Origin of the sequence: Rhodophyticola sp. (genome assembly GCF_965284195.1) — a bacterium.
In the GTDB taxonomy this organism is placed as follows: domain Bacteria; phylum Pseudomonadota; class Alphaproteobacteria; order Rhodobacterales; family Rhodobacteraceae; genus Rhodophyticola.
This window is the reverse complement of sequence record NZ_CBDIRM010000001.1, coordinates 714,912-738,681: the sequence shown is the minus strand read 5'-3', so window position 1 is coordinate 738,681 and position 23,770 is coordinate 714,912. Positions and strand designations below refer to the sequence as shown.

27 protein-coding genes are annotated in these 23,770 nt (G+C 68.0%); 8 read left to right on the top strand and 19 right to left on the bottom strand.

Features of this window, described 5'->3' with window-relative positions; all coding sequences use genetic code 11:
• Window positions 1-58: 58 nt before the first annotated feature.
• The 7 genes from ACQ651_RS03745 to ACQ651_RS03715 all read right to left on the bottom strand — a co-directional run bounded on the left by ACQ651_RS03745 (window position 59) and on the right by ACQ651_RS03715 (window position 7,400).
• Window positions 59-544, bottom strand: coding sequence for a (2Fe-2S)-binding protein (locus tag ACQ651_RS03745; protein WP_227285390.1), 486 nt, complete (start codon window positions 542-544; stop codon window positions 59-61).
• A gap of 112 nt (window positions 545-656) precedes the next feature.
• The gene (locus ACQ651_RS03740) at window positions 657-1,667 is read right to left on the bottom strand and encodes a molybdopterin-binding protein (protein ID WP_430448370.1); all 1,011 of its coding nucleotides are present in this window, start codon (window positions 1,665-1,667) and stop codon (window positions 657-659) included.
• Entirely contained in the window at window positions 1,664-2,632 is a 969-nt protein-coding gene (locus ACQ651_RS03735) for an XdhC family protein (RefSeq protein ID WP_375552696.1), read from the bottom strand. Before ACQ651_RS03735 ends, ACQ651_RS03740 begins: the two co-directional genes overlap by 4 nt.
• Before the next feature lie 217 nt (window positions 2,633-2,849).
• On the bottom strand, window positions 2,850-4,622 hold the full coding sequence (locus ACQ651_RS03730) for an OmpA family protein (RefSeq protein ID WP_430448368.1): 1,773 nt from the start codon (window positions 4,620-4,622) through the stop codon (window positions 2,850-2,852).
• A 20-nt stretch (window positions 4,623-4,642) separates the two neighbouring features.
• A complete protein-coding gene (locus ACQ651_RS03725) occupies window positions 4,643-5,956 on the bottom strand; it encodes a vWA domain-containing protein (RefSeq protein WP_430448367.1) in 1,314 nt (437 codons plus the stop codon).
• Window positions 5,956-6,501 carry a hypothetical protein gene (locus tag ACQ651_RS03720; protein ID WP_430448365.1) on the bottom strand — a complete coding sequence of 182 codons (546 nt, stop codon included), beginning with the start codon at window positions 6,499-6,501 and terminating at the stop codon, window positions 5,956-5,958. The genes ACQ651_RS03725 and ACQ651_RS03720 overlap by 1 nt, the downstream gene beginning before the upstream one ends.
• Window positions 6,501-7,400, bottom strand: a complete 900-nt coding sequence (locus ACQ651_RS03715) for an AAA family ATPase (RefSeq protein WP_430448364.1) — start codon at window positions 7,398-7,400, stop codon at window positions 6,501-6,503. The genes ACQ651_RS03720 and ACQ651_RS03715 overlap by 1 nt, the downstream gene beginning before the upstream one ends.
• Window positions 7,401-7,630: 230 nt before the next feature.
• On the opposite strand from ACQ651_RS03715, the gene ACQ651_RS03710 reads away from it, so the two are divergent.
• Entirely contained in the window at window positions 7,631-8,569 is a 939-nt protein-coding gene (locus ACQ651_RS03710) for a phosphoadenosine phosphosulfate reductase (protein WP_430448363.1), read from the top strand.
• Here the strand turns inward: ACQ651_RS03710 and ureG are convergent.
• The 12 genes from ureG to ACQ651_RS03650 all read right to left on the bottom strand — a co-directional run bounded on the left by ureG (window position 8,546) and on the right by ACQ651_RS03650 (window position 16,942).
• On the bottom strand, window positions 8,546-9,157 hold the full coding sequence (ureG, locus tag ACQ651_RS03705; protein ID WP_227285383.1) for an urease accessory protein UreG: 612 nt from the start codon (window positions 9,155-9,157) through the stop codon (window positions 8,546-8,548). The genes ACQ651_RS03710 and ureG overlap by 24 nt on opposite strands.
• Window positions 9,158-9,257: 100 nt before the next feature.
• Complete coding sequence (locus ACQ651_RS03700; protein WP_430448361.1) at window positions 9,258-9,926, bottom strand: urease accessory protein UreF; 669 nt, start codon at window positions 9,924-9,926, stop codon at window positions 9,258-9,260.
• Window positions 9,898-10,341: an urease accessory protein UreE gene (locus ACQ651_RS03695; RefSeq protein ID WP_430448360.1), complete on the bottom strand. Its 444-nt coding sequence runs from the start codon at window positions 10,339-10,341 to the stop codon at window positions 9,898-9,900. Before ACQ651_RS03695 ends, ACQ651_RS03700 begins: the two co-directional genes overlap by 29 nt.
• 198 nt (window positions 10,342-10,539) lie before the next feature.
• Complete coding sequence (locus ACQ651_RS03690; RefSeq protein ID WP_227285380.1) at window positions 10,540-10,776, bottom strand: DUF1127 domain-containing protein; 237 nt, start codon at window positions 10,774-10,776, stop codon at window positions 10,540-10,542.
• A gap of 174 nt (window positions 10,777-10,950) precedes the next feature.
• A complete protein-coding gene (locus ACQ651_RS03685) occupies window positions 10,951-11,643 on the bottom strand; it encodes a hypothetical protein (protein WP_430448358.1) in 693 nt (230 codons plus the stop codon).
• A 165-nt stretch (window positions 11,644-11,808) separates the two neighbouring features.
• Entirely contained in the window at window positions 11,809-13,518 is a 1,710-nt protein-coding gene (gene ureC / locus ACQ651_RS03680; RefSeq protein WP_430448356.1) for an urease subunit alpha, read from the bottom strand.
• Window positions 13,519-14,064: 546 nt separating this feature from the next.
• A complete protein-coding gene (locus ACQ651_RS03675; protein WP_375552707.1) occupies window positions 14,065-14,460 on the bottom strand; it encodes a carboxymuconolactone decarboxylase family protein in 396 nt (131 codons plus the stop codon).
• Window positions 14,461-14,511: 51 nt separating this feature from the next.
• Complete coding sequence (locus ACQ651_RS03670) at window positions 14,512-14,823, bottom strand: antifreeze protein (protein WP_227285376.1); 312 nt, start codon at window positions 14,821-14,823, stop codon at window positions 14,512-14,514.
• Complete coding sequence (locus ACQ651_RS03665) at window positions 14,820-15,125, bottom strand: urease subunit beta (RefSeq protein ID WP_430448355.1); 306 nt, start codon at window positions 15,123-15,125, stop codon at window positions 14,820-14,822. Before ACQ651_RS03665 ends, ACQ651_RS03670 begins: the two co-directional genes overlap by 4 nt.
• Window positions 15,122-15,685 (bottom strand): hypothetical protein, encoded by a 564-nt coding sequence (locus ACQ651_RS03660; protein ID WP_430448354.1) that lies wholly within the window; start codon window positions 15,683-15,685, stop codon window positions 15,122-15,124. The genes ACQ651_RS03665 and ACQ651_RS03660 overlap by 4 nt, the downstream gene beginning before the upstream one ends.
• A gap of 125 nt (window positions 15,686-15,810) precedes the next feature.
• Window positions 15,811-16,113 (bottom strand): urease subunit gamma, encoded by a 303-nt coding sequence (locus tag ACQ651_RS03655; protein WP_430448353.1) that lies wholly within the window; start codon window positions 16,111-16,113, stop codon window positions 15,811-15,813.
• A gap of 16 nt (window positions 16,114-16,129) precedes the next feature.
• Window positions 16,130-16,942, bottom strand: coding sequence for an urease accessory protein UreD (locus ACQ651_RS03650; RefSeq protein ID WP_430448351.1), 813 nt, complete (start codon window positions 16,940-16,942; stop codon window positions 16,130-16,132).
• A gap of 177 nt (window positions 16,943-17,119) precedes the next feature.
• Between ACQ651_RS03650 and pyrC the strand changes: the two genes are divergently transcribed.
• The 7 genes from pyrC (at window position 17,120) to ACQ651_RS03615 (ending at window position 23,761) form a co-directional block, all read left to right on the top strand.
• Window positions 17,120-18,157 carry a dihydroorotase gene (gene pyrC, locus ACQ651_RS03645; protein ID WP_430448350.1) on the top strand — a complete coding sequence of 346 codons (1,038 nt, stop codon included), beginning with the start codon at window positions 17,120-17,122 and terminating at the stop codon, window positions 18,155-18,157.
• Window positions 18,158-18,224: 67 nt separating this feature from the next.
• A complete protein-coding gene (locus ACQ651_RS03640; RefSeq protein ID WP_430448348.1) occupies window positions 18,225-18,905 on the top strand; it encodes an orotate phosphoribosyltransferase in 681 nt (226 codons plus the stop codon).
• Between the two features lie 224 nt (window positions 18,906-19,129).
• Entirely contained in the window at window positions 19,130-20,632 is a 1,503-nt protein-coding gene (locus ACQ651_RS03635; RefSeq protein WP_430448347.1) for a replicative DNA helicase, read from the top strand.
• A gap of 121 nt (window positions 20,633-20,753) precedes the next feature.
• On the top strand, window positions 20,754-21,800 hold the full coding sequence (gene alr / locus ACQ651_RS03630) for an alanine racemase (protein ID WP_430448345.1): 1,047 nt from the start codon (window positions 20,754-20,756) through the stop codon (window positions 21,798-21,800).
• Window positions 21,797-22,579 carry an MlaE family ABC transporter permease gene (locus ACQ651_RS03625; RefSeq protein ID WP_121898190.1) on the top strand — a complete coding sequence of 261 codons (783 nt, stop codon included), beginning with the start codon at window positions 21,797-21,799 and terminating at the stop codon, window positions 22,577-22,579. Before alr ends, ACQ651_RS03625 begins: the two co-directional genes overlap by 4 nt.
• Window positions 22,576-23,322, top strand: coding sequence for an ABC transporter ATP-binding protein (locus ACQ651_RS03620; RefSeq protein WP_430448343.1), 747 nt, complete (start codon window positions 22,576-22,578; stop codon window positions 23,320-23,322). The genes ACQ651_RS03625 and ACQ651_RS03620 overlap by 4 nt, the downstream gene beginning before the upstream one ends.
• 70 nt (window positions 23,323-23,392) lie before the next feature.
• Entirely contained in the window at window positions 23,393-23,761 is a 369-nt protein-coding gene (locus ACQ651_RS03615; RefSeq protein WP_227285367.1) for a hypothetical protein, read from the top strand.
• The last annotated feature ends 9 nt before the right edge of the window (window positions 23,762-23,770 follow it).

The following is a 23,770-nucleotide window of genomic DNA, read 5'->3' as shown; positions in this document are numbered from 1 at the left end:
GTCGTCGCGTCGGGTCCTCCGGCCGGGTCGGCGCCGTCCTCGGGCGCCGGGCCCGGCGCTATTCCGCCGCGATCGCCGATACGTCCTGCCCGCTGGCCGCCATGATCGCCTTGACGATGTTGTGGTAGCCCGTGCAGCGGCAGATATTGCCTTCCAGATACTCCCGTATCTCGGCCTCGCTCGGCGACGGATTGTCTTTCAGAAGCGCCGCCGCCGACATCACCATGCCCGGCGTGCAGAAGCCGCATTGCAGGCCGTGATGGTCCTGAAACGCCTGCTGGATGGTCCCGAGCGATCCGTCCGCATTGGCCATTCCCTCGATGGTCGTCACCTCCGCGCCTTCCAGCTCCAGCGCCAGAACCGCGCAGGCCTTCACCGCCTTGCCATCCACATGCACCACGCAGGCGCCGCACTGGCTGGTGTCGCATCCCACATGGGTGCCGGTCATGCCCTGGCCTTCGCGCAAGAACTCGACCAGCAGCGTCCGCCCTTCCACGTCACCGGAAACAGCCTTGCCATTCACGGTCATGGTTACCTGGGTCATCCAAATCCTCCCTTGGTTGTCCGCCCCATCCAACCATGGATCGGCGGAATCGCAAAAAGGATTTTCTGTGCATTTTCCGACAGCCCGGCCCGGGCCTGCCGGCGCGGCGCCGTCAGCGTCGTTTCGGCCGGTCGCGCGGCTGCGGGCGGGTCGGGATTTCCTTCAGGAGCCCGCCCACGCCCATGGCCGCGATATCGGCGCTGGTCACCTCCAGCCCGCAGGCCACGCGTTCCAGCACCCAATCGGCCCCGTTCAGCGCAGGCGACCGGGCGCAGCCCGGCAGCCCCACCACCGGCTTGCCCGCAAGATCGCCCAGAAACAGCAGGTTGCCCGGATCGACCGGCATCCCGAACCGGGTCAGCGCGCCACCGGCCCGGCCCAGGCCTGCCGGGGCCACATCATGGGCATCGGACGTGGCCGAGGCGGTCAGGATCAGGGCCATCTCCGCCTCCGAGCCGGCAAGCGCCTCGGCGATTGCGGCGGTGTCATGCGCCACGATCCGGATCCGCGCCAGCGCGATCCCGAGGGCGTCCAGCCGGCCGGCCACGGCGCGCACACCCTTGTCCTCGGGGCTGGCCGGGGCGCCGGGCACCTCCGTCACGATCAGATCGGCGCTCCGCCGCCGGACCGGCACCCGCCAGAGCGCGCCGCGCGCCGCCGCCAGCGCCCGGTCCAGCGCCGCCCGCGACACCGCGTAGGAGATGATCTTGACCGTGCCCACCATCATCCCCTCGCTGACGCGCTGATGCTCGGGCAGGCTGGCCAGAGTGATCATTGGATCCACCGCGTTCAGCGCGGCGATCGCGGCGGCGTCCAGCCCCACGATGCCCGGCCCGGCGGCGCGGATGTTCACCCGGCCCGTGAAGGGCGCCTCGACGGACAGCCCGGCGGCGTCGGGATCGGGCACCAGCGCATCTGCCAGCGCGGCGGCGGCGGCATTCTCGTCCACGTCGCCGGGCTCCAGTCTTGCGACGATCACCTCCGTCTGGCCCGCCTCGCGGAGCGCCGCGATATCCTCCGCCTCCAGCACCCGGCCCTTGCGCAGCCGCCCGCCGGGCAGCGCCAGCGAATGGGCCAGAACCGCGCCCTGCGCCTCTGTCACGGGAACCGGACCGAACTTCATCCCAATCGCAGCCTCTGGGTGATCTCCGCCATGATCGCCACGGCGATTTCCGCCGGGCCCTGCGCGCCGATATTCAGGCCCACGGGGGCGTGGATGCGCCCGATATCCTCCAGCGTGAACCCCGCCTCGCTCAACCGGCCGACCCGTTTGGCATGGGTCCGGCTGGACCCCAGACAGCCAAGGTAGAACACCTCCGAATGCAGGGCCGCGGCGATCGCGGGATCGTCCAGTTTCGGGTCATGGGTCAGCGTCACCACGGCGGTGCGCGCATCCAGACCGACCTCGGCCAGCGCCGCATCGGGCCAGTCCTCCAGAATGCGCTCACCGGGAAACCGGGCCTCCGCGCCGAAGGCCGGGCGCGGGTCGACCAGCACCGGATCATACCCGGCCATCCGCGCCATCGGCACCAGGGCCTGCGCGATATGGACGGCGCCCACCACGACCATCCGAAGCGGCGGGTTGTGGATGCCGATATAGCGGTTGGCATCCATGCCCGAGCGATCCTCCCGGAACCGCGCGGCAAGCCCGTCATCGCCCGGCCCCGCCAGCCAGCGCTGGCCTTTCTTGATCTCGACCACGTAGGCGACGGGCTGGCGCGCGGCGCGCGCATCGACCAGCGCCTCCAGCATTTCCACCGGCAGGACCCGGCCCACCGGTTCGACCAGAACCTTGATCGTGCCGCCGCAGGCCAGCCCCACGGCAAAGGCCTCGTCATCGCTCACGCCGAATTCCAGAAGCTGCGCGTCGCCCGCCTCAAGCGCCTCCATCGCCTCCACCACCACCGCGCCCTCGACACAGCCGCCGGAGACCGAGCCCGCCATCTCCCCGTCCGAGGACACCAGCAACTGGCTGCCCACCCGGCGCGGCGCGCTGCCCCAGGTTTCGACCACGGTCGCCAGCACCGCGCCCTTGCCCTGGCGATGCCATTCCAGCGCCCGTTCGGGCAGATTTTCCAGATCGTCCATCCTGGCCCTCCCGGCCGGCCCGCGCCTCTTGCCACGCAGCCCCCGCCTTTCCCGCGCCAATCAGGCCGGAAGAGCGGTAGGTCTGCAAGGAAAATCGACCCCGCGCGCCGGGGCGCAGGCGGACGGACGCAGGCGGGGGCACGGACAAACGCGCGCCCCGGATGGGGGCGCGCGTGAGGATGTCCGGGCGTCGTCTGCGGGTTTCCGCCGGCTCGGGTTACTGCGCGGCGGCAACCTGCAGAAGCGGCGTGATCCGGCGCACGACCGCGCGGCGGTTGGCGCGCTCGGGGCCGTCCGTCTGCACCCGCAGATTGGATTCACCATAGCCCTGCACCACCAGATTTTCCGGCGGCACGTCGAAATACTCCGACAGGGCCAGCGCGACCGATTCCGCGCGCCGGTCCGACAGGGTCAGGTTCATTGCGGCTCCGCCCACGGCATCGGTATGGCCTTCGATCAGGAAGATCTCGCCCGGGTTCTCGTCAATCATGTCGCTGAGCAGCCGGCCGATCATCGTCAATTCCTCCGCCTGGGACGGCGAAATGGCGGCGGAGCCGGTTTCGAAGGTGATGTTGTCCAGATCGATGGCGGGCGCCAGCAGGCGAACCTCGCGGATGTCGCGCACCTGCGCCAGCGAGAAGCGCCGGTCGATCAGCGCCTGACGTTCCAGCGCCGCCCGCAGATCCCCGTCAGTCGTGGTCTCGATCGGGGCCGGCAACGTGGTCACATCCACCGGCTCGGCCCGGTTCGTGTCGTCGATCAGCACGGTTTCGGTGCCGTCCGGCGCGATCGAGACGCGGCGGACCACCCGCAATTCGGCATCGCGCACGGTGATCACCTGAAAGCCGTCGGGCCGGGTGACCGTGGTCAGCGTCGAGCCGTCGGAGAAGGTCTGCGTCTGGACCTCGGAGCCCGGCTGGCGCAGCAGCGCGTTGTCGTCCTTCAGGATCTCGTAGCTGCCATCGCTCCGCTGCACCACGACGCGGTCATCGGTCTGGCTCACGACTTCGCGGTTGCCGTTGAGGATCGAGCCGACGAAGATTGCGCCCGCGCCGATCAGCAAGGCACGTTCGAGGTTCGAAAGCCCGTCATCGTCATTGCCGGCCGCGGGGGCGGCAGTCGTTTCCGCACCGGCCTCCGCCGTGGCCTCGCCCGAGGCGGATTGCTCGAAATCCTCGGAACTGGAGCGGGAGTTCTCCTCGGTCACGGTTTCGGTCGTGACCTCGGCCTCGGCCTCACCCTCGGCGCCGAGGGCGGCGAGAGGGGCTTGCGTCTCCTCCTCGGTGGCGGCGGCGTCCGCCTCCGCGGTCGCGGTTTCGGATGTCGCGGTCTCTGTCGATCCCGCCTCTGTCATTTCGGTTTCCGTCCCCTCCGCGTCCTGCGTCTCGGCGGTGTCCGTCGTCTCCGCAGGGGGTGTCGCGGCCTCGCCGGTGGCGGCCTCGGCTTCGGTTTCGACTGTCGCCTCGGCTTCTGTCTCCGCCGTGCCTTCCGGGGCCGGCGTCTCCGTCTCGGATGTGGCGTCCCCCTCGGCGGCGGCTTCCGTTTCGACGGCGGTTTCCGTGTCCGCGGCGGGCGCATCGGCTGTGGCATCTGTCTCGGCCGCGGCCTCAGTCTCGGCCTCAGCCTCAGCCTCAGCCTCGGTCTGTGTCTCGGTCTGCGCCTCCGCTTCGGCAGCGGCGGCTTCGGCCTCTTCCGCGGCGGCTTCCAGCTCCGCCTGTGCGGCGGCTTCGGCCTCTGCGGCGGCCTGAGCCTCTGCCTCGGCGGCGGCCTCGGCCTCAACGGCTGCTTCCGCCTCGGCGGCGGCCTCGGCTGCGGCTGCGGCGTCTGCTGCGGCCTGTTCGCCAAGCAGAAGGCAATCCGCCTCGGACGTGCCCTCGGGGCACTCGAATTCCGGTACGGCCTCTCCCAATCCCTGCGCCGGCAGCGTTCCCGGCATGGCGAGGGCAAGGCTGGCGATCAGGGCGGTGGACGTTTTCAGCGAAAGTCGCATGGTCTTATTCCCGAAATGTTTCAGTGCGAAAGGTTAACGGCCCCGTCAGCCAAAAGTTCCCGCTCCGGCCCAGGCGCCTCCCGCGCAAGCCACTCGCGCAGGCGCGCGGCCTCCCCCGGATCGACCCCGTCCGACAGCGCCGCGGCCAGCCCTTCGAGAGCGGCGATGTTGTGGCCCGCGCGGAACGTATCCACATGGGGCAGGATCGCGCGGATCCCCGCCGCTTTCGGCGCAAACCCCTCCCACCGGAGCAACGGGTTCAGCCAGATCACGCGCCGCGCCGACAGGTGCAGCCGCTCCATCTCGCGGGCCAGCGCCTCCGGGTCGTCCCGGTCGAGCCCGTCGGTGATCAAAAGGACCACCGCGCCCTGCCCCAGCACCCGGCGGGACCAGTCGCGGTTGAACGCATGCAGGCAGGCCCCGATCCGCGTGCCGCCCTCCCAATCCTGCGCCTCGGCCCCGGCCGCGGCCAGCGCCGCATCCACATCGCGCTGGTCCAGATGCCGGGTGATATTGGTCAGCCGGGTGCCGAAGGTGAAGGCATGCACCCGCGCCCAGCCCGCGCCCTTGCGGTTCGCCACCGCGTGCAGGAAATGCAAAACCGCCCGGGAATAGGCGGACATCGAGCCCGAAATGTCGCACAGGCACACCAGATTGGGCCAGCGCAGGCGGCGGCGGCGCATCTCGAACCCGGTGATCTCGCCGCCTTGCCGCATCGCCGCGCGCATGGTGCGCCGCCAGTCCGGCAGGGCCCCGCCACGCGCGGCCATGGTCCGGCGGCTTTGCAGGGGTCGGACCGGCAGGCTCAGACGCGTCAGCATCCGTTTGGCCGCCGCGATCTCGGCCGTGCTCATCTGTTCGAAATCGAGGCTGCGCAACCGTTCCTCCCCCGACATGGTGAAGGAGGCATCGACCTCGATCTCGGTCCCCTCCTCCTCGTCCATGCCCTCGGGCAGATCCCGCGCCGCGCCGTCCAGCAGCGCCTCGGCGGCCCGTTTCTCCGCCGGTTTGACAAGCCGGTCCTCGGCAACGCCGCAAAGCGCGGGCAGCATCATCGCCATCATGTGTTCCAGATAACGCGGATCGCGCCAGAACAGCCGGAACACCTGCGCGAAAACCATGCGCTGTTCGGGGCGCGAGACGAAACAGGCGTGAAGCGTCCAGTAGAAATCGGTCCGGTCGGAGAAGCCCGCCGCCTCCACCGCGCGGATCGCCTCGACCACCCGCCCCGGCCCGACGGGCAGCCCCGCCTTGCGCAAGGCGCGCGCGAAATGGGTGATGTTCCGGGCCAGCTTGCCCTCATTGGGGATATCGAGGGGGGCATATTCAGGCATCACGGCGCCTCAAGGCGCGACAGGATCGCCTCGGCCGCGGCCTCCGGTGACAGATCGGTCACATCCAGCGTGATCGCGCCGTCGGGGCAAAACAGTTTCTCGTGAGCGCGCAGCGAGGCCAGGATGTCGGGATCCATCAGCTTGCCGTAACCTCCGCGCGCCGGGTCGGTGAGTCGTCTGCGATTCTCCTGCGGGTCGAGGTCCAGCACGAACACGCGAAGCGGCGCGCCCCGTGCGGCGGCAAGATCGACCGTCGGCTGGAACAGCGGCAATGCGGCGGGCTCGTCAGCCAACGCATCGGTCAGGACCAAGGCCACCTCCAGCGGCAATTGCCGGGCATGCTGGAAGATCACGTCACGCACCTCGCCACGCAAGGTCCCGAAGGCCCGGGTTCCCCGGTCGTGGATGGCGTGCGCCGCGTCCAGCATCAGATGATTGTCGATCAGTCGTCCGCCAAGACGGCGCGCTACGATCCGCCCGACGGTCCGCTTTCCTGCACCGGGCCAGCCGCCGATATGGATAACGGGCGCGACCGGCACAGACATCAGGCCGCGCTGAGATCGGCGCGCACCTCGTCGAGCAGCCGTTTCGCATCAGACCCTTCGATCTTCTGGATATCGTCCTGGTACTTCAGGATCGCGCCCAGCGTGTCGGCGATTACCTCGGGGCTGAGCGAGATCACGTCCAGCGCCAGCAGGCATTTGGCCCAGTCGATCGTCTCGGCCACGCCGGGTTTCTTGAACAGATCCTCGGTGCGCAGTTTCTGCACGAAGGCCACCACCTCGCGGCTGAGCGCGTGCGACGCCTCGGGCGCGCGGGCGGTGACGATCTCCATCTCGCGGGCGAAATCGGGGTAGTCGACCCAGTGATAGAGGCAACGGCGTTTCAGCGCGTCATGCACCTCGCGCGTGCGGTTCGAGGTCAGGATCACGATGGGCGGCTCCGGCGCCCGGATCGTGCCCAGTTCGGGGATCGTCACCTGAAAATCCGACAGCGCCTCCAGAAGGAACGCCTCGAACGGCTCGTCGGTCCGGTCCAGCTCGTCGATCAGCAGCACCGGCGCGCCCGCCGCATCCGGCCGCATCGCCTGCAACAAGGGCCGTTCGATCAGGTAATCGGCGGAAAACAGCGCCTTGGTCAGCACCTCCTTGTCGGCCCCGCCCTCGGCCTCGGCGGCGCGGATCGCCACCATCTGCGCGGCGAAATTCCATTCATAGACGGCGCTGGCCGCGTCCAGCCCCTCGTAGCATTGCAGACGGATCAGGCGGCGGCCGAGGCTTGCCGCAATCGCCTTGGCGATCTCGGTCTTGCCGGTGCCGGCCTCCCCTTCCAGAAACAGGGGACGGCCCAGTTTCAGGGACAGAAACACCACCGTCGCCAACGGGCGGCCACACACATAATTCTGCGCAGCGAGGGCTTGGGTGACCGCGTCGATGCTTTGCATGGCCTCTCCTCCTTGAGCGCCCATCAAGGCGGCGCAGATCATGACCGTCAAGCCCCGCCTTGAGCCGCCACGAAACAATCGCGCCCGTTCGTTGACCCGATTACCCCTTCTGACACCGTTAAGGTTTTGGTAACTACTTCCCCAAGAAAAACCACATCCGATGCGCAGCGCTGCCACAGTTGTCTCCCAAGACGGCAGCGGTACGAGTTGATTAGTTTTGAGAGAGTGTCATGAGTAACCCGACCCGGCCGAGCCACGACTCGCGCCAGTCCTGGCTGGCCCACCTGACCGAGATCGGCCGTGCGCACGGTTTTTTCGAACGGATCGGGAAACGGCATTCGGCGCTGTTCGTCGAAGAGGGCCCCACCCTTCTGGTCACGTTCGATGAGGCCGCCCGCGTCTACGGCCAGACGGAAGACGGCCTGCCCATCGGTTTCGACGCCGTGCAGCGCCATGAATGGTCGCTGCTGAACATCATGGCCTCGGGGCAGAGCTGGTTCCGCGACGCAGATCTCTACGCGTTTTTCGACAAGCTGGTGGACGAGGGCTTCTTCGACAACTTCGACCGGGTGGTGTTTCTGGGGGCGGGGCCGATGTGCGGCTATGCGGCCTGCGCCTATGCGGTGAGCTCGCCGGGGGCGTGGGTGCTGGCGCTTGGCCCGGCGGCCACGCTGGATCGCGAAGACGCGCCGTTCGAAATGCGGTTCCGCGGCGCCCGGCGGCTGAACTTCACCGATCGCTACGGCTATGCGCCCTACATGGTGGACGGCACGGCCCAGACGACCATCGTCTATGACCCCTACGATCCGCCCTCGGCGGCGCATGCGGCGCTGTTCCGCGCGCCCAATACCATGCGCCTGCCCATGCGCTGGTGCGGGGCCAACCTGCTCCCGCTTCTGGCGCGCAACGGCGCGCTCGACCGCCTGTTGCAGGAGGCCGCCCGGGGCAGGATGACGGTCCACGGCTTCGCGCGGATCACCCGCACCGCCCGGCGCAGCGATCCGGCCTATCTGAAACGGCTGATGGCCCGCGCGCTCGACAAGGGGCGCCCAGCTCTGGCCCGCAAGGTCGCGGCCCACGGCGCCGAGGTCACCGGCCACCCGGAATTCGCCGCCGCGCTGCAGACACTCGGCGCCGCGCCCGGGTCACAGCCCACCCTCCCGGCGTAGGAAGGCCACCACCTCGGCCACGCCCCGGCCCTCGCGCAGCGTCGCCATCACGAAGGGCCGCGTGCCCCGCGCCGTTTCCGCATCGTGCCGCAGCAGGTCCAGATCGACGCCCACATAGGGCGCCAGATCGGTCTTGTTGATGATCAGCAGGTCGGAGCGGGTCAGCCCCGGCCCCTTCTTGCGCGGAATGTCCTGCCCGGCCGCCGTGTCGATCACATAGAGCGTCAGATCGGCCAGTTCCGGGCTGAAGGTCGCGGCCAGATTGTCGCCGCCGGATTCGATGAAAATCACGTCCAGATCGGGCAGCCGCTCCCGGAACTCCGCCACCGCCGCTAGATTGATCGAGGCGTCTTCGCGGATCGCCGTGTGCGGGCAGCCCCCGGTTTCCACGCCCTTGATCCGGTCGGCGGGCAAGACCTGCGCGCGCAGCAGGAACTCCGCATCCTCGGCGGTGTAGATATCGTTGGTGATGACGGCCACGGAAAACTCCGCCGCCATCGCCCGGCAAAGTTCCGCCGTCAGCGTGGTCTTGCCCACGCCCACCGGCCCGCCGATCCCGACCCTGAGGGGCCCGTTCGCATGTGCCAATAGTCCGATCTCCCTTCAGATCTGCCGCCCCGGCCCGATGCGATCGGAGCGGGCGGCGCTTGCTTCGGCGTCCTGCGTGCGCCGCGCCCTGCCGGGCGGTTCAGCTGCGAAACAGCCGCACCTCCAGCCGCTCATGGATCATCGCCGCCAGATCGGCTCCGAAGGCCGCGCCGCCGAGATCGTCAAGCGTGGCCCCGGCGGCTTTGGCCGCCACCTCAGCCACGGCGCCGTGCAGCCCGGCCAGCACCGCCTGCCCCTGCGATTGCCCGAGCGGGATGAACCGCACCCCCGCCGAGACGAGATTGGCGGCGAAAGCATGCAGCATCAGCCGCGCGACCGTTTCCGCCGGCACCGCCAGCCCCGCCGCCGCCACGCCCAGAGCCACCGGATAGGGCAAGGGCGGCACCGGGTGGCCCATTGCCGTCAAGGTCCGCGCCAGCGCCGCGCCCTGATCTCGGGTTTCTTCCCAACGTTCGGCGGAGCCCGCAAGCGCTTCGGCATGTTCGGCCAGGCCGGCGGGGTCCTCCCCGGCCATGGCGCGGCCCAGCAGGATCGCGTCGTTGCGCCCCGCGCCCGCGCGCAACACCCCCTCGATCCAGAGCGACAGGCTTGCCGCGTCGGTCACCTCGCCCGCCTCCATCGCCGCCTCCAGCCCATGGGAATAGGCATAGGCGCTGACCGGAAAGCCCGGCGACAGCCATTGGGTCAGGCGCAAGAGCCCGTCGTCGGGCAATGCGGCCTCAATGGGCATGGGAATGGGTGCGGCCATGTCCGTAGGCCCCGCCTTCCGGCGTGAAGGGCGCGGTGAGGGCCTCCGTCTCCGCGCCGAGGCCCGCCAGCATTCCGGCCAGCACGTGATCGGCGCGGATCAGCAGGTGGTCGCCCATGATCTGGCAGGGCGTATGCCGGTTGCCGATATGCCAGGCCAGCCGGGGCAGATCGCCGGTCACCTTCAGCAAGGGCTCCGCCGCCGCGCGGATCTCGATCATCTCGCCCGAGCCGGTTTCCAGCGCGTCGCCCTCGTCAAGCGATACGGTCTCGGCCAGATCCACCATCAGCTCGGCCCCTGCCTCGGTCACCAGCCGCTTGCGGCGCAGAAACCGCGCCTCGTAGTCCAGCACAAGCCGGTCGGCGGCGGGGCCGGACCAGTGCCCGGCTTTATGAACGATCTGGGCGGCGGTCATGGGCGATGATGTCCTTGATTTCGGCGGATGGATGCGCGGGTCAGGAGCGACGATAAGCGCCGCGCCGGCGGGCGCAATCCCCTCGCCGGGCCACGGTCGGGCCGGCAAGAACGGCCTGCCCGCCAATTCATCGCATTGCACAAAAAAAAGGCGATCCCTGACGGACCGCCTTCCTGCATTGCCTATGCGCTGCGCCGATCAGCCAACCATGTCGCGAAAGACGTGGCGCACGATGTTCTCGCGCTTCAGCCCCCGGTGCGCAAGCTGCGCATCGCTCAGGGCGTTCAGCTTTTCGACCTCGCGAACCCGGTCGTTGCCATCCATCATCCGCACCAGGAAACCGCCGATTGCCGCGAAAGGTTTCGCGATCAGCGCGGCAAGTCCCGCGAGAGGTCTGATGGGGGCCGTTCTGATACTGGCTGTGCTCGATGCCATATGGAAACTCCTTCAGGGTCGTGTCAGGTGTTTCCTCCCTTGATCCATAGCTAGGCGTGGCGCTCGGCCCGGGCAATTGCCATTCCTGCAACCCCGGTCTGCGCTGGACGGGCAGCCGCCGCGCATGGCGCGCGCCCCGAACCGCCGCCGAACCGGGCCGGGCGGGGTTAGCGGCTACTTGGCCGGGGCCGTGCCGCCCGCGGGCGGGAGCAGCGCCGCACCGCCGCCCTGCCCGCCGTCATCTTCCGGCTCCGTCTCCGGCGGCTCGAAACCGATCGTCAGGGGGATCGCCGGGCGAACCGTCTCCGACGCGCCACCCCCGGCCAGATAGATCCCGATGCCCATTTGCGGCAGGTAAAGCATCCGTTCCACATAGGGCTCGCCTGCGGTGCCTTCGGTCCGGGTCACCTGCACCGGCAGCGCCTCGTAGCTGCAGGCGCCAAGGCGAAGCTGCGTCGGCTGCGCCACGTTGACTGTCATCGTATCGGCCGACACGCTTCCGTCGGCGAAACGGGTCTGCGTCGCAGCGTTCCAGCGCAGACCGGCGCTGAGGCGCGGCAGATCCCCGGGCGGGACCGCAAAGGATGTCCGGTGATGCGATCCGGCCAGAAGCCGGCCATGCTCCATCTCCCAGCTGTCGGTCACGAAGACGCCGCCACGGGTCAGGAACCGAAAGGTGGAACTGCCGTCGAAATGGGTTTCCACCTCCTCCATGCTGCCGTCGCGGCGCAGCTGATACCGCATCACATAGCCGTCGAACCCCACATAGATGCCATCGGTCACATCCTCCCGGCTGGCGGGACAACTGGCCATGGCGGGGCCCGCCGCGATCAGGGCCAGACAGGCCGCCATCAGATAATCGCGCATGGATAATAACCCCCCTTCCTTCATCCGGGCGGACCAAGCGGGCCGTGCCGGTCACCGGACGGCTCTTCCGCATCGCCCGTATCCCATGGGGGCGGAGGTTGGCCTTTCTTGTCAAGGCTGGCCCGATCCGGGCCGCCCCGACGCCTGCCGCCGGAAAGGGCGGCCTCAGTACAGGAAATAGCGCTGCGCCATGGGCAACTCGGTCGCGGGCGCGCAGCTCAGCAGTTCCCCGTCGGCGCGCACCTCGTAGGTTTCGGGATGCACGTGCACCTCCGGCGTCGCCGAGTTGTGGATCATGTCGGCCTTGCGGACCGCGCGGATGCCCTCGACCGCGACCGTGTCCTTGGCGAGCCCCAGCGCCGCGCCGATGCCCGCCGTCTGCGCCGCCTGACTGACGAAGCTGACCGACGATTGCCCGACCGCGCCGCCGAAGGCCCCGAACATCGGCCGGCTATAGACCGGCTGCGGCGTGGGGATGGAGGCGTTCGGGTCCCCCATCTGCGCCATCGCGATGCTGCCGCCGATCAGCGACATCTCGGGTTTCACGCCGAAGAAGGCGGGCGACCACAACACCAGATCGGCGCGCTTGCCCGGCTCGACGGAGCCGATATGCCGGCTCATCCCATGCACGATGGCGGGGTTGATCGTGTATTTCGCGATGTAGCGTTTGACGCGGGCATTGTCGTTATCGCCGGTCTCCTCGGCCAGACGGCCGCGTTGCTTGCGCATCTTGTCAGCCGTTTGCCATGTGCGGATGATGACCTCCCCCACCCGGCCCATGGCCTGACTGTCGGAGGCCATGACGGAAAACGCGCCCATGTCGTGCAGGATATCCTCGGCGGCGATGGTTTCCTTGCGGATCCGGCTTTCGGCAAAGGCCACATCCTCGGGGATCGACTTGTCGAGGTGATGGCAGACCATGAGCATGTCCAGATGCTCTTCCAGCGTGTTGACGGTGTAGGGCATCGTCGGGTTGGTCGAGCTGGGCAGGATGTTCTGGTAGCCCACCACCTTCATGATGTCCGGCGCATGCCCGCCGCCCGCCCCTTCGGTGTGGAAGGCGTGGATGCAGCGCTCCCCGATGGCCTTGAGCGTGTTTTCCACGAACCCGCTTTCGTTCAGCGTATCGGTGTGGATCATCACCTGCACATCCATATCCTCGGCGACCGACAGGCAGCAATCGATGGCGCCGGGCGTGGTGCCCCAATCCTCATGCAGCTTCATCGCGCAGGCGCCGGCCTCGATCATCTCCACCAGGGCGGCGGGCCGGCTGGCATTGCCCTTGGCCGACAGGCCGAAATTCATCGGAAACGCGTCGAGCGCCCGCAACATCCGCCCGATATGCCACGACCCGGGCGTGCAGGTGGTGGCCAGCGTGCCATGGGCCGGGCCGGTGCCGCCGCCCAGCATCGTGGTGATGCCGGAATGCAGCGCATCCTCGATCTGCTGGGGACAGATGAAATGGATATGCGCATCGAACCCGCCCGCCGTGAGGATCCGCCCCTCGCCCGCAATCGCCTCGGTGCCGGGGCCGATGATGATGTCGACACCCGGCTGCGTGTCGGGGTTGCCCGCCTTGCCGATGGCGTGGATCCGCCCGTCCTTCAGGCCCACATCCGCCTTGTAGATGCCCGAATGATCGACGATCAGCGCGTTGGTGATGACGGTGTCCACCGCGCCGTCTGCCCGGGTGACCTGGCTCTGGCCCATGCCGTCGCGGATCACCTTGCCGCCGCCGAATTTCACCTCCTCGCCATAGGTGGTGAGGTCGCGCTCCACCTCGATGATGAGATCCGTATCGGCCAGCCGCACCCGGTCGCCCGTGGTGGGGCCGTACATGTCGGCATAGGTGCTGCGGGGGATGCGGGTGGGCATTTGAACCTCAAGAATTTGGCGGCGGGCTAGAATTCCGCCGCACACGCCTGTTGAGCCTGATTATTAGAGAGGGTGCCCGCGCAACGGGTAATTCGTTCGCCATCGAAACTGAAAGGCACCCAGAATGGAACCCATCGAGACTTGGCACCTCATTGCCAAAGTTGCTTTGAAAGCACTTGTAGAAATCATGCTGGTACTGCTTTTCAGCAGGTTCAAATGAGGCCACTCGGTCTGAATTTCGCCGTCCCCGGAGCGCCATCGACGGGCCGCGGGGCGTCGAACCGACCTCTGAGCGAAGTCGATTTATGGCAGCCAGATCAGAAGACCCTCCGAGCGGCGCGCCCAGATCAACCCAATCGACGTGCCGGGGGGCGGCCCGTAGATGGCGCGGCGGCCTGCGACCGCTGTTAACGCGCTGGGTGCTCCGCACGACCAGGGCGACCCGTCCCCTTTCGGCGGATCCGGCTGCGCAAGATCGCCTGTCGGGCGATGTATGGCGCAACGCGCGACGCGCTTGATTCCGCGCCGGGGTGCTGCGGCCGAACCTCACGCCTTGAACCCCTCGTCCACCTCGACCCCCAGCCCCTGCACCAGCCCATTCGTCTGCATCGCCATCCCGATCACGGCCAGCAATTCGCCATGCTGCTCCGGCGTCATCCCCTTGGCCTTCGCGGCCGCCGTGTGGCTGTGGATGCAGTAGGAACACCCGTTCGCCGTGGAGACCGCGACGTAGAGCATCTCCTTGACCAGCGGGTCGAGCGCCCCCGGGGCCATGACCACCTTCAACCGCTCCCATGTCGCCTTCAGCAGGGCCGGGTCATGGGCCAGCGCGCGCCAGAAATTGTTGATGTGATCGGTGCCGCGTGTGGCCCGGATATCGTCGAACACGGCGCGGGCCGTGTCGCTCAACTCGTCATCGCGCAAAAGCCGGACGGTGCCCATCGCTACCCCCTCCCGGCCCGCGCGATCGCCGCCGCCTCGCCCCACGGCATCTCAGCGTCTCCTCTGCGGGCCGCGCCGCGCCAGCCGCCGCCGGTTCGTCGCCGCGTGCCGGTTGAGCGGTGCGACGGTGGCGGACACCACATTGGCCGGGGGCTGGCCTCGCAGCATCGCCTCCACCCCGCGGCCGGTCGCCTCGACGAATGCGCCCGGTTTTTCCCGCATCATCCGCCAGCTTTCGTCAAACGGTGTGTTCCACGCGCCCGCCAGCCCCATCATCCGCATCCAGATGACCGAACTGGCCTCCACACCCAGTTGCGCAAGCTCGAACCCGGCGCGCCAGTAATCGAACGGAGAGGATTTCATAATGCCCCCATGACCTTCTGATTGAAGCCCCAGACGATCCGGTCCCCGCCATAGGGCACCAGTTGCACATCGCGGGTCTGGCCCGGTTCGAACCGGACGGCGGTGCCGGCGGGGATGTCCAGCCGGTGGCCGCGCGCCGCGTCGCGGTCGAAGCTCAGCGCCTCGTTGGCCTCGGCGAAATGGTAATGGCTGCCGACCTGCACCGGCCGGTCGCCCGTATTCGCCACGCGCAACGTGACCACCGCACGGTCCGCATTGAGCGTGATGTCGCCCGGCGCGGCGATGATCTCTCCGGGGATCATGATTTGGGCGTCCGGGATCGGGTCTTGCGCTTGGACGGGCTGGCCTTCGCGGGCGCGGTCTCTTCCGCGGACGGGGTATCCTCGGCGGGCGCGGCGGCGGGCGCGGCGTCCTCGGCCGGTGCGGCATCCTCCGCGGGCACCGTATCTTCGGCGGGCGTCTCCGCCACCGGCTCCGTCTGGGGGGCCTCGGCCACGCTCACCGGTTCCGCCGCCACAACGCCTGCATCGGCCGGCGCAGCGGGGGAGGCCGCCGCCGCATAGCGCGCGCCCGTGCCCGGGTTTTCCGCCACGCCCGGGTTCACGATCGCCTTGTAGATACTCTTGCCGAAAAGCCCGCCAAGCGCGCCCAGCAACAGCAGGAACGCCGCGCTGTCCCCGCCGAGAAGCCAGACCAGGATCGCCGCCGCCATCAGCAGCAATACCAGCGTCAGCATGTCGTATTCAGTCTTGCCGACGGGTATTTCGGCCTGCACCAGCTCTTTGAGCACCCGTTTGACATGCGGTTCGGCCATCGGTGTCAGATAGCCCGCGACCGCCCCCAGGATCAGGTTCCACAACATCCGTCTCTACTCCTTTGCCACAGCAGCTTTGCGCGGGGCCCGGAAGCGGGCCCGCCCCCGACGATACCACAGACCGGCGGAGCGTGCGGGCGATTGGGATGTCGCAGGCATGCCGGCCGCTCCGCTCATCGGATCGGGTGATGCACGGTCACCAGCTTGGTGCCGTCGGGAAATGTCGCCTCGACCTGAACGTCATGAATCATCTCGGGCACCCCTTCCATGCATTGATCGGCACGGATCACACCGGCGCCGGCGGCCATCAGATCGGCCACGCTCCGCCCGTCCCGCGCCCCTTCGATCACGAAATCCGTAATCAACGCGATGGCCTCGGGATGGTTCAGCCGGACACCGCGCTGCAGGCGGTTGCGCGCCACCATCGCGGCAAGGCTGATCAGCAGTTTGTCTTTTTCGCGGGGGGTCAGGTTCATCCGGTCTCCTCGAAGCTCAAATCTGCCAGACCCGCGGCAGCGGCTGGCGGGTCAGAAAAGTCACGGCACGGGCCACGCAGCGGCGCAGGGCGAACGCATCCGCCGAGACAAGCCGCGCGGTCAGCCGCCCGCCCCAGACGGACGCCGCGGCCCGCACGCCATCGGCGGGCAGGACCCGGCGAAGCCCCGCCAGCCGATCCACCGCATCGGGCGCAATCAGACTGAGGCTGGCCAGCGCCCGCGCCCCGTTCAGCCCGGCCGTGCCCGGGCGCATCAGGTCGGCGGCGTCCATCCGGACGGGTTCAAGCAGAACCAGCCGCCCGCCCCGGCGCACCGCCCGCCGGTCGCGCAGATGCAGATCGGTCAGCGTCTCGCCCATCGCCATACGGCCCAGAACCAGCGTTTCCAGCATCACCAGCGTAGCATCCGCCGCCATCTCCACCTGCAGATCCCGCTCCAGCGCGGCGCCGTCGAAGAGGATCAGTTCCTGCGGCAGCCAATGCAGCTCAGCGCCCGCGCCCAATGTCAGCCGGGTGCGCACCCGCCCCACCCCGCCCGCGGCGCGATAGGCACGCTCGGCGGTCTGCGTGGTGCCCACAGCCCGGCTTCCCGGGGCCAGATCCAGCGCGTAATCCAGCCTGTCGCCGCCGGTGATCCCGCCGCTTGTGTTCAGAAACACCACCTCGGGCCAGCGACCATGCATCCGGGGCAGCATCGCCTTGGCCGCGCCTTCCTGATGCAGATGGGTCAGCCGGCCATCTGCCATCGCCACCCGGGCCCGCCCGCGGGTGCGTTGCAAACCGGTGGCGGTGCTGGTTGCGTCGAACATCGGCCAAGCTTTGGCACGCTTTCGGATGGTGACAAGCGGTCCCCGACCGGACCCGCCCGCGCCTTGCAGATTCGCCCAAAATTCAGGCAAAGCGCCGCGAGAATCGGCAGGCCGCGCATGGCGCTGCGGCGGACTTCCCCCTTGGCAGCGCCGCCGCCCCGGTGTAGCGGAGAGGTCATGACCTCACTTCGTCTCCGCCGCCCCGACGACTGGCACCTGCACCTGCGCGATGGCGCCATGCTGGAGGCCGTTCTGCCCGAAACCGCCCGCCATTTCGCCCGCGCGATCATCATGCCCAATCTGGTGCCGCCCGTGGTCCGCGGGAGCGATGCCGCCGCCTATCGCGACCGGATCCTCGCGGCCCTGCCCGAAGGCGCCGAGTTCACCCCGCTGATGACGCTCTATCTGACCGAGGAGACCGATGCCCGCGACGTGGCCGCCGCCCATGCCAGCGGACTGATCACGGCGGTCAAGCTCTACCCCGCGGGGGCCACCACCAATTCCGCCTCGGGTGTGACCGATTTCGACCGGGTGCGCGGCGTTCTGGAAACGATGGCCGAGATCGGCCTGCCGCTGTGCATCCACGGCGAAGTGACCGATCCGCAGGTCGATATCTTCGACCGCGAACAGGTGTTTCTGGACAAGGTGCTCGACCCGCTCCGCCGCGCCACGCCCGGCCTGACGGTCACGCTGGAACATATCACCACCAGCCATGGTATCGACTATGTTGCTGATGTGGATGGCAAAATCGCCGGAACCATCACCACCCACCACCTGATGATCAACCGAAATCATATTCTCGCAGGCGGGATCCGGCCGCATTACTACTGCCTGCCGGTCGCCAAGCGGAACACCCATCAGCAGGCGCTGCGCCGGGCCGCGACCTCGGGCAATCCGCGCTTCTTTCTGGGCACCGATTCCGCGCCGCACACGGATCCGAACAAGGAAAGCGCATGTGGCTGCGCCGGCTGCTTCACCGCCACGAACACGCTCTCCTGCCTCGCCCATGTGTTCGAGGAGGAGAACGCGCTCGACCGGCTTGAAGGCTTCACCTCGCTGCACGGCCCCGCCCATTACGGGCTGCCCCCGAACACGGACATGATCACCCTCACCAGACAGGCCACGCCGGTCGCCTACCCCGCGAAGCTCGACACCGGCGACGGGCCGGTCACCCTGTTCGATCCCGGCCACCCGCTGTACTGGGCCGTGACCTGACCGCACCTTCGCTTTCGACACATGGCCGCCGGAGGCATCCCGCGGCCCGCCAAGGAGACCCGCGCCGATGATCCCCGCTACCTATCTTTCTCCCGCTGACATGGCGCAGATGACCGCCCGCATGCTGCTGGATATCCGCGCCGTCCACTTCAACGCGACCGAGCCCTTCACCCATGCCTCGGGCAAGCAGGCCCCGACCTATATCGACTGCCGCAAGCTGATCTCCTACCCGCGCATCCGCTCCACGCTGATGGATTTCCTGACCTGCACGATCCTGCGCAATGCCGGGCTGGAAGCCTTCGATAATATCGCGGGCGGCGAAACCGCGGGCATCCCCTTCGCCGCGCTTGTCGCCGAACGCATGGCGCTGCCGATGACCTATGTGCGCAAGAAGCCCAAAGGCTATGGCCGCGACGCCCAGATCGAAGGCCAGATGAACGAGGGCGAGCGGGTCCTGCTGGTGGAGGATCTGACGACCGATGGCGGGTCGAAGCTGAAATTCGTCGAGGCGATCCGCAAGACCGGCGCAAGCTGCAACCACACGGCGGTGGTTTTCTTCTACGACATCTTTCCCGATACGGTGAAGACGCTGGCCGCGGAAGGTGTGGCGCTCCATTACCTCTGCACCTGGGCCGATGTGGTGGCCGAGGCGCGCCGCGCCGGTGATTTCGACGAGGACACGCTGACCGAGGTGGAGCGATTCCTTGCCGCGCCCGACGCCTGGCAAGCCGCACGTGGCGGCGCCTGATCCGGGACCGCGGGAATAAATCGCGGGCGTGGTCTTTGCGCCACGCCGCCGGCCGGCAGACACCAGATGTTGACGCGGGCAGGCGAAGTAAGGCAATATGCGCCCCTGATTTCGGCCCACAGGCTATCCACAGGGATATCCAGATTGACCCCAGCGCGGCGGCTCCTGTAGGCCCGTGACCACTGTCGGGGGCAGCGATCCAAAGCAAAAACAGGGGCAGCGTCATGAACGAGGTGAAGGCCATCAACCCGACCGGTGCCGCGCTGGATGCCGCGCCCGAGCTGCCCCATAATATCGAGGCCGAACAGCAGCTTCTGGGCGCGATCCTGTCCTCCAACGACGTGCTGGACCGGGTCGACGATCTGGTCAAACCCGATCATTTCTACGATCCCGTGCATGGCGAGATCTTCGCCACCGCCGCCAGCCGGATCACCAAGGGCCTGCAGACCGACGCCACCACACTCAAGAACTTCCTTGCCGATCACCCGGGGCTGAAGGATCTGGGCGGCGCGGAATATCTGCTGCGCCTGCAGCTTTCCGCCATCGCCACCTCCGCCGCGCGCGACTACGCGCAGCTGATCCACGATCTGGCGCTGCGGCGCGAACTGATCGATCTGGGCCGCACCATCGCCGACCGGGCGCAGACCGTACGCGACGACGCCACCCCCGATGAGCAGATCGTCGAAGCGGAGGCCGACCTGTTCAAGCTCGCCTCTTCCGGCACCACCTCGCGCGGCTTTCAGAGCTTCCTGCGCGCGCTGACCGATGCGGTCGATATCGCCAATGCCGCCTATAACCGGGGCGGCGGGCTGGCCGGTATTTCCACCGGCCTTATCGACATGGACAAGATGTTGGGCGGGCTGCACAATTCCGACCTGCTGATCCTTGCCGGGCGGCCGTCGATGGGCAAGACATCGCTGGCCACCAACATCGCCTTCAACGTGGCCAAATCGTGGAAGCGCGGACAGAAGCCCGATGGCTCCGAGGGTACGGTGGACGGGGGCGTGGTGGGGTTCTTCTCGCTGGAGATGTCGGCCGCGCAGCTTGCGCAGCGGGTGCTGTCCGAGGCCGCCGAGGTGCCCTCCGAACTGATCCGCAAGGGCGACCTGAACGAGCAGGAGTTCCAGCGTTACCTGCGCGCGGCGCAGGATCTGGAAAGCTGCCCGCTTTACATCGACGACACGCCCGCCCTGCCGATCAGCCAGCTGGCCGCCCGCGCCCGGCGGCTGAAACGTTCGCCGCAGGGTCTGGATCTTCTGATCGTCGATTATCTCCAGCTTCTGCGCGGCGGCGGAAAATCGGAAAACCGGGTCAACGAGGTCTCGGAGATCACCCAAGGGCTGAAGGCGGTCGCCAAGGAGTTGAACATCCCCGTGATCGCCCTGTCGCAGCTTTCCCGGCAGGTGGAACAACGCGAGGACAAGCGCCCGCAACTGAGCGACCTGCGTGAATCCGGGTCGATCGAACAGGATGCCGATGTGGTGATGTTCGTCTATCGCGGCGAATACTACAAAGAGCGCGAGAAACCCGGCGAGGATAATCTTGAGGCCATGGCCAAATGGCAGCAGGAGATGGAGCAACTGCACGGAAAGGCCGAAGTGATCATCGGCAAGCAGCGTCACGGCCCCGTTGGGTCGGTCGATCTCAGCTTCGAGGGCCGCTTCACCCGGTTCGGCAATCTGGTCAAACCGTGGCAGGCGGCGGTCGAAGGCGACGGGTTCCGCTGAACGCCCGGCAGCGGCGGGCCATCTCATGGCGGGAGGCCTCCTGCGGCGTCTTGCACCCGAAAAGGCCCGCGCCGGAGCATGGGCCTTGACGCCTCTGCCCGGAACGCGGACAGAAGAGCCCATGGCATGCGGGCAGCTTCATATCGATCTGGATGCGGTGATCGCCAACTGGCGGGCGCTGGATGCCCTGTCGGCGGGCGAAACCGGTGCGGTGGTCAAGGCCGATGGCTATGGGCTGGGCGCGGCGCATGTGGCCCGCGCACTGGCCGGTGCGGGCGCCCGCAGCTTTTTCGTGGCAACCGCGCGGGAGGGCGCCGATCTGCGCGACATCCTTGGCCCGTCGGCGGAGATCTACGTCTTTTCCGGTCATATGGCGGGCGATACCGATCCGATCCGCGACGCCGCGCTGATCCCGCTGCTCAACAGCGCCGAACAAGCCGCGCGCCACCGCAAGGCGCTGCCCGATGCGCCCTATGGCGTGCAGCTTGACACCGGCATGAACCGGCTGGGGATGGAAGCCGCAGACTGGGCCGGACTGCGCGATGGGCTGGAAACCGGCCCGATGCGGCTTGTGATGAGCCATCTGGCCTGCGCCGACGAGGCCGCCCATCCGCAGAATGCCGCGCAACTGGCCGCCTTCACCGCCATGACCGAGGGCGTCACCGTGCCCCGCTCCCTTGCTGCGACGGGCGGCATCCTGCTTGGGCGCGCATATCATTTCGACCTGACGCGCCCGGGGGTGGGGCTTTATGGCGGGCTGCCCTATGCCGCGGCCCGCCCCGCGATCCGCCTGTCCCTGCCCGTGGTGCAGGTCCGCGATCTCGCGCCCGGCGAAACGGTCGGCTATTCCGCGACCTACACCGCCCCGGCGCCGCGGAAGATCGCCACGGTGTCGGGCGGCTATGCCGACGGGCTGATCCGCGCGCTGAGCGGCCGGGCCACGCTTTACGCGGGCGACACGCCCTGCCCGGTCGCGGGCCGCGTGTCGATGGACCTGATCACAGTGGACGTGACCGGCCTCCGTGACATGCCCGATCACCTCGATATCCTCTGCCCCGCGCAGACGGTCGACGATCTGGCCGAGGCCGCGGGCACCATCGGCTATGAAATCCTCACCTCTCTGGGCGCGCGCTATGACCGCCTGTATTCCGGGGGCACCACGGCATGATCCTGCTTTCTCCGCTTGGGGCGATCGGCCGTTCGACCCTGTCGATGCTTGGCTTGATCGGGCGCGTCGCGATCTATGCCGCGCAGGCGATCAGCCATCTGGTCCGCCCGCCCTTCTACCCGCGCGAATTCGCCCAGGCCCTGCTGCAGATCGGCTGGCTCAGCCTGCCGGTCGTGGGGCTGACCGCACTGTTCACCGGCGGCGCGCTCGCCTTGCAGATCTACGCCGGCGGCGCGCGGTTCAACGCCGAGGCCGTGGTGCCCTCCATCGTGGCCATCGGCATGGTCCGCGAACTGGGGCCGGTTCTGGGCGGCCTGATGGTGGCCGGTCGTGTCGCCTCGGCCATCGCGGCCGAAATCGGAACGATGAAGGTGACCGAGCAGATCGACGCGCTTGTCACGCTGTCGACGCATCCGATGAAGTACCTGACCGCGCCGCGGGTGCTGGCCGCCACGCTCAGCCTGCCGGTTCTGGTGGCCGTGGGCGACGTGATCGGCATCTTCGGCGGCTATCTGGTGGGGACCTCGCGGCTGGGGTTCAACCCGGCCACCTATCTCGACAACACGGTCGATTTCCTGGAGCTTTGGGATGTGCTTTCGGGCCTTGTAAAGGGGGCCGTCTTCGGCTTCATCGTGGCGCTGATGGGCTGCTATCACGGGATGAATTCGGGCCGCGGCGCCCGCGGTGTGGGGCGCGCCACGACCAACGCCGTCGTCTCGGCCTCGATCCTGATCCTGGCCTCGAACTACCTGCTGACGGAGCTGTTTTTCACCGCATGATCAGACTTGAGGGCGTTCATAAATCCTTCGGGCCCAAACGGGTGCTGCGCGGCGTCGATCTGACCATCGAACGTGGCCAGAGCATGGTGATCATCGGCGGCTCGGGCACGGGCAAATCCGTGTTGCTGAAATGCGTCCTTGGCCTGATCCGTCATGACAGCGGCACCATCACGCTGGAGGGCGAGGACGTGCTGACCGCCGAGCGCGATGCGTTCCTCGCGCGCTTCGGGATGCTGTTTCAGGGCGGCGCGCTGTTCGATTCGCTCGCCGTCTGGCAGAATGTCGCCTTCCGCCTTCTGCGCGGCTCCCTGAAACGGCCGATGGCCGAGGCGCGCGAGATCGCCATCGAAAAACTGCGGCGGGTGGGGCTGACCCCGGATGTGGCGGATCTCTTCCCCTCGGAATTGTCGGGGGGCATGCAGAAACGCGTGGGACTGGCCCGCGCCATCGCCGCGGAACCGGATGTGATCTTCTTCGACGAACCGACCACCGGCCTTGATCCGATCATGGCGGGCGTCATCAACGAACTGATCCGGGAAATCGTGGTCGAGATGGGCGCGACCGCGATGACCATCACCCATGACATGTCGTCGGTGCGCGCCATCGCCGACCGGGTGGCGATGCTGCATGACGGGGTGGTGAAATGGAAAGGCCCGGTGGCGCGGATGGATGATGCGACCGATCCCTATCTGCATCAGTTCATCACCGGATCGGCCGACGGCCCGATCGAGGCCGTGCGCTGATGGCCCCCGAACGCCGCGCCAAAAGGACGCCGCCCGCCCTCGGCACCGCCCTGCCGGAGGCGGCGAAGCGATGACCCCTATCGCCGCCATCGAGGCGATTGCCACGATCCTGTGGGTCTATGCGGGGGCCGGGCTGCTGGAGTGGCTGCTGCGCGCCGCGCGCGCCGAAAGGCGGCAGCATATTCCGATGGTCACCGAGCTTCTGGCCAATCTGGTGCCGGTGATGATCGCCCTGATCGTGGTGGTGATGGCGGGCGCCGTGGTCGGCCTGCCCTCGGTCGTGGTGATCATCGCGCTGCTGTTTCCCGCCGGATTGGCGTTCGGGCTGCACCAGTCGCTCAACGACATGCGGGATGCCAACTGGCGGTTCGAGACGGTCAAGCTGCTGGTGGTTCTTGCGGTTGCGGGCGTCACGATCTGGCGGCGGCAGTTCAGTTGACCGCGCGGG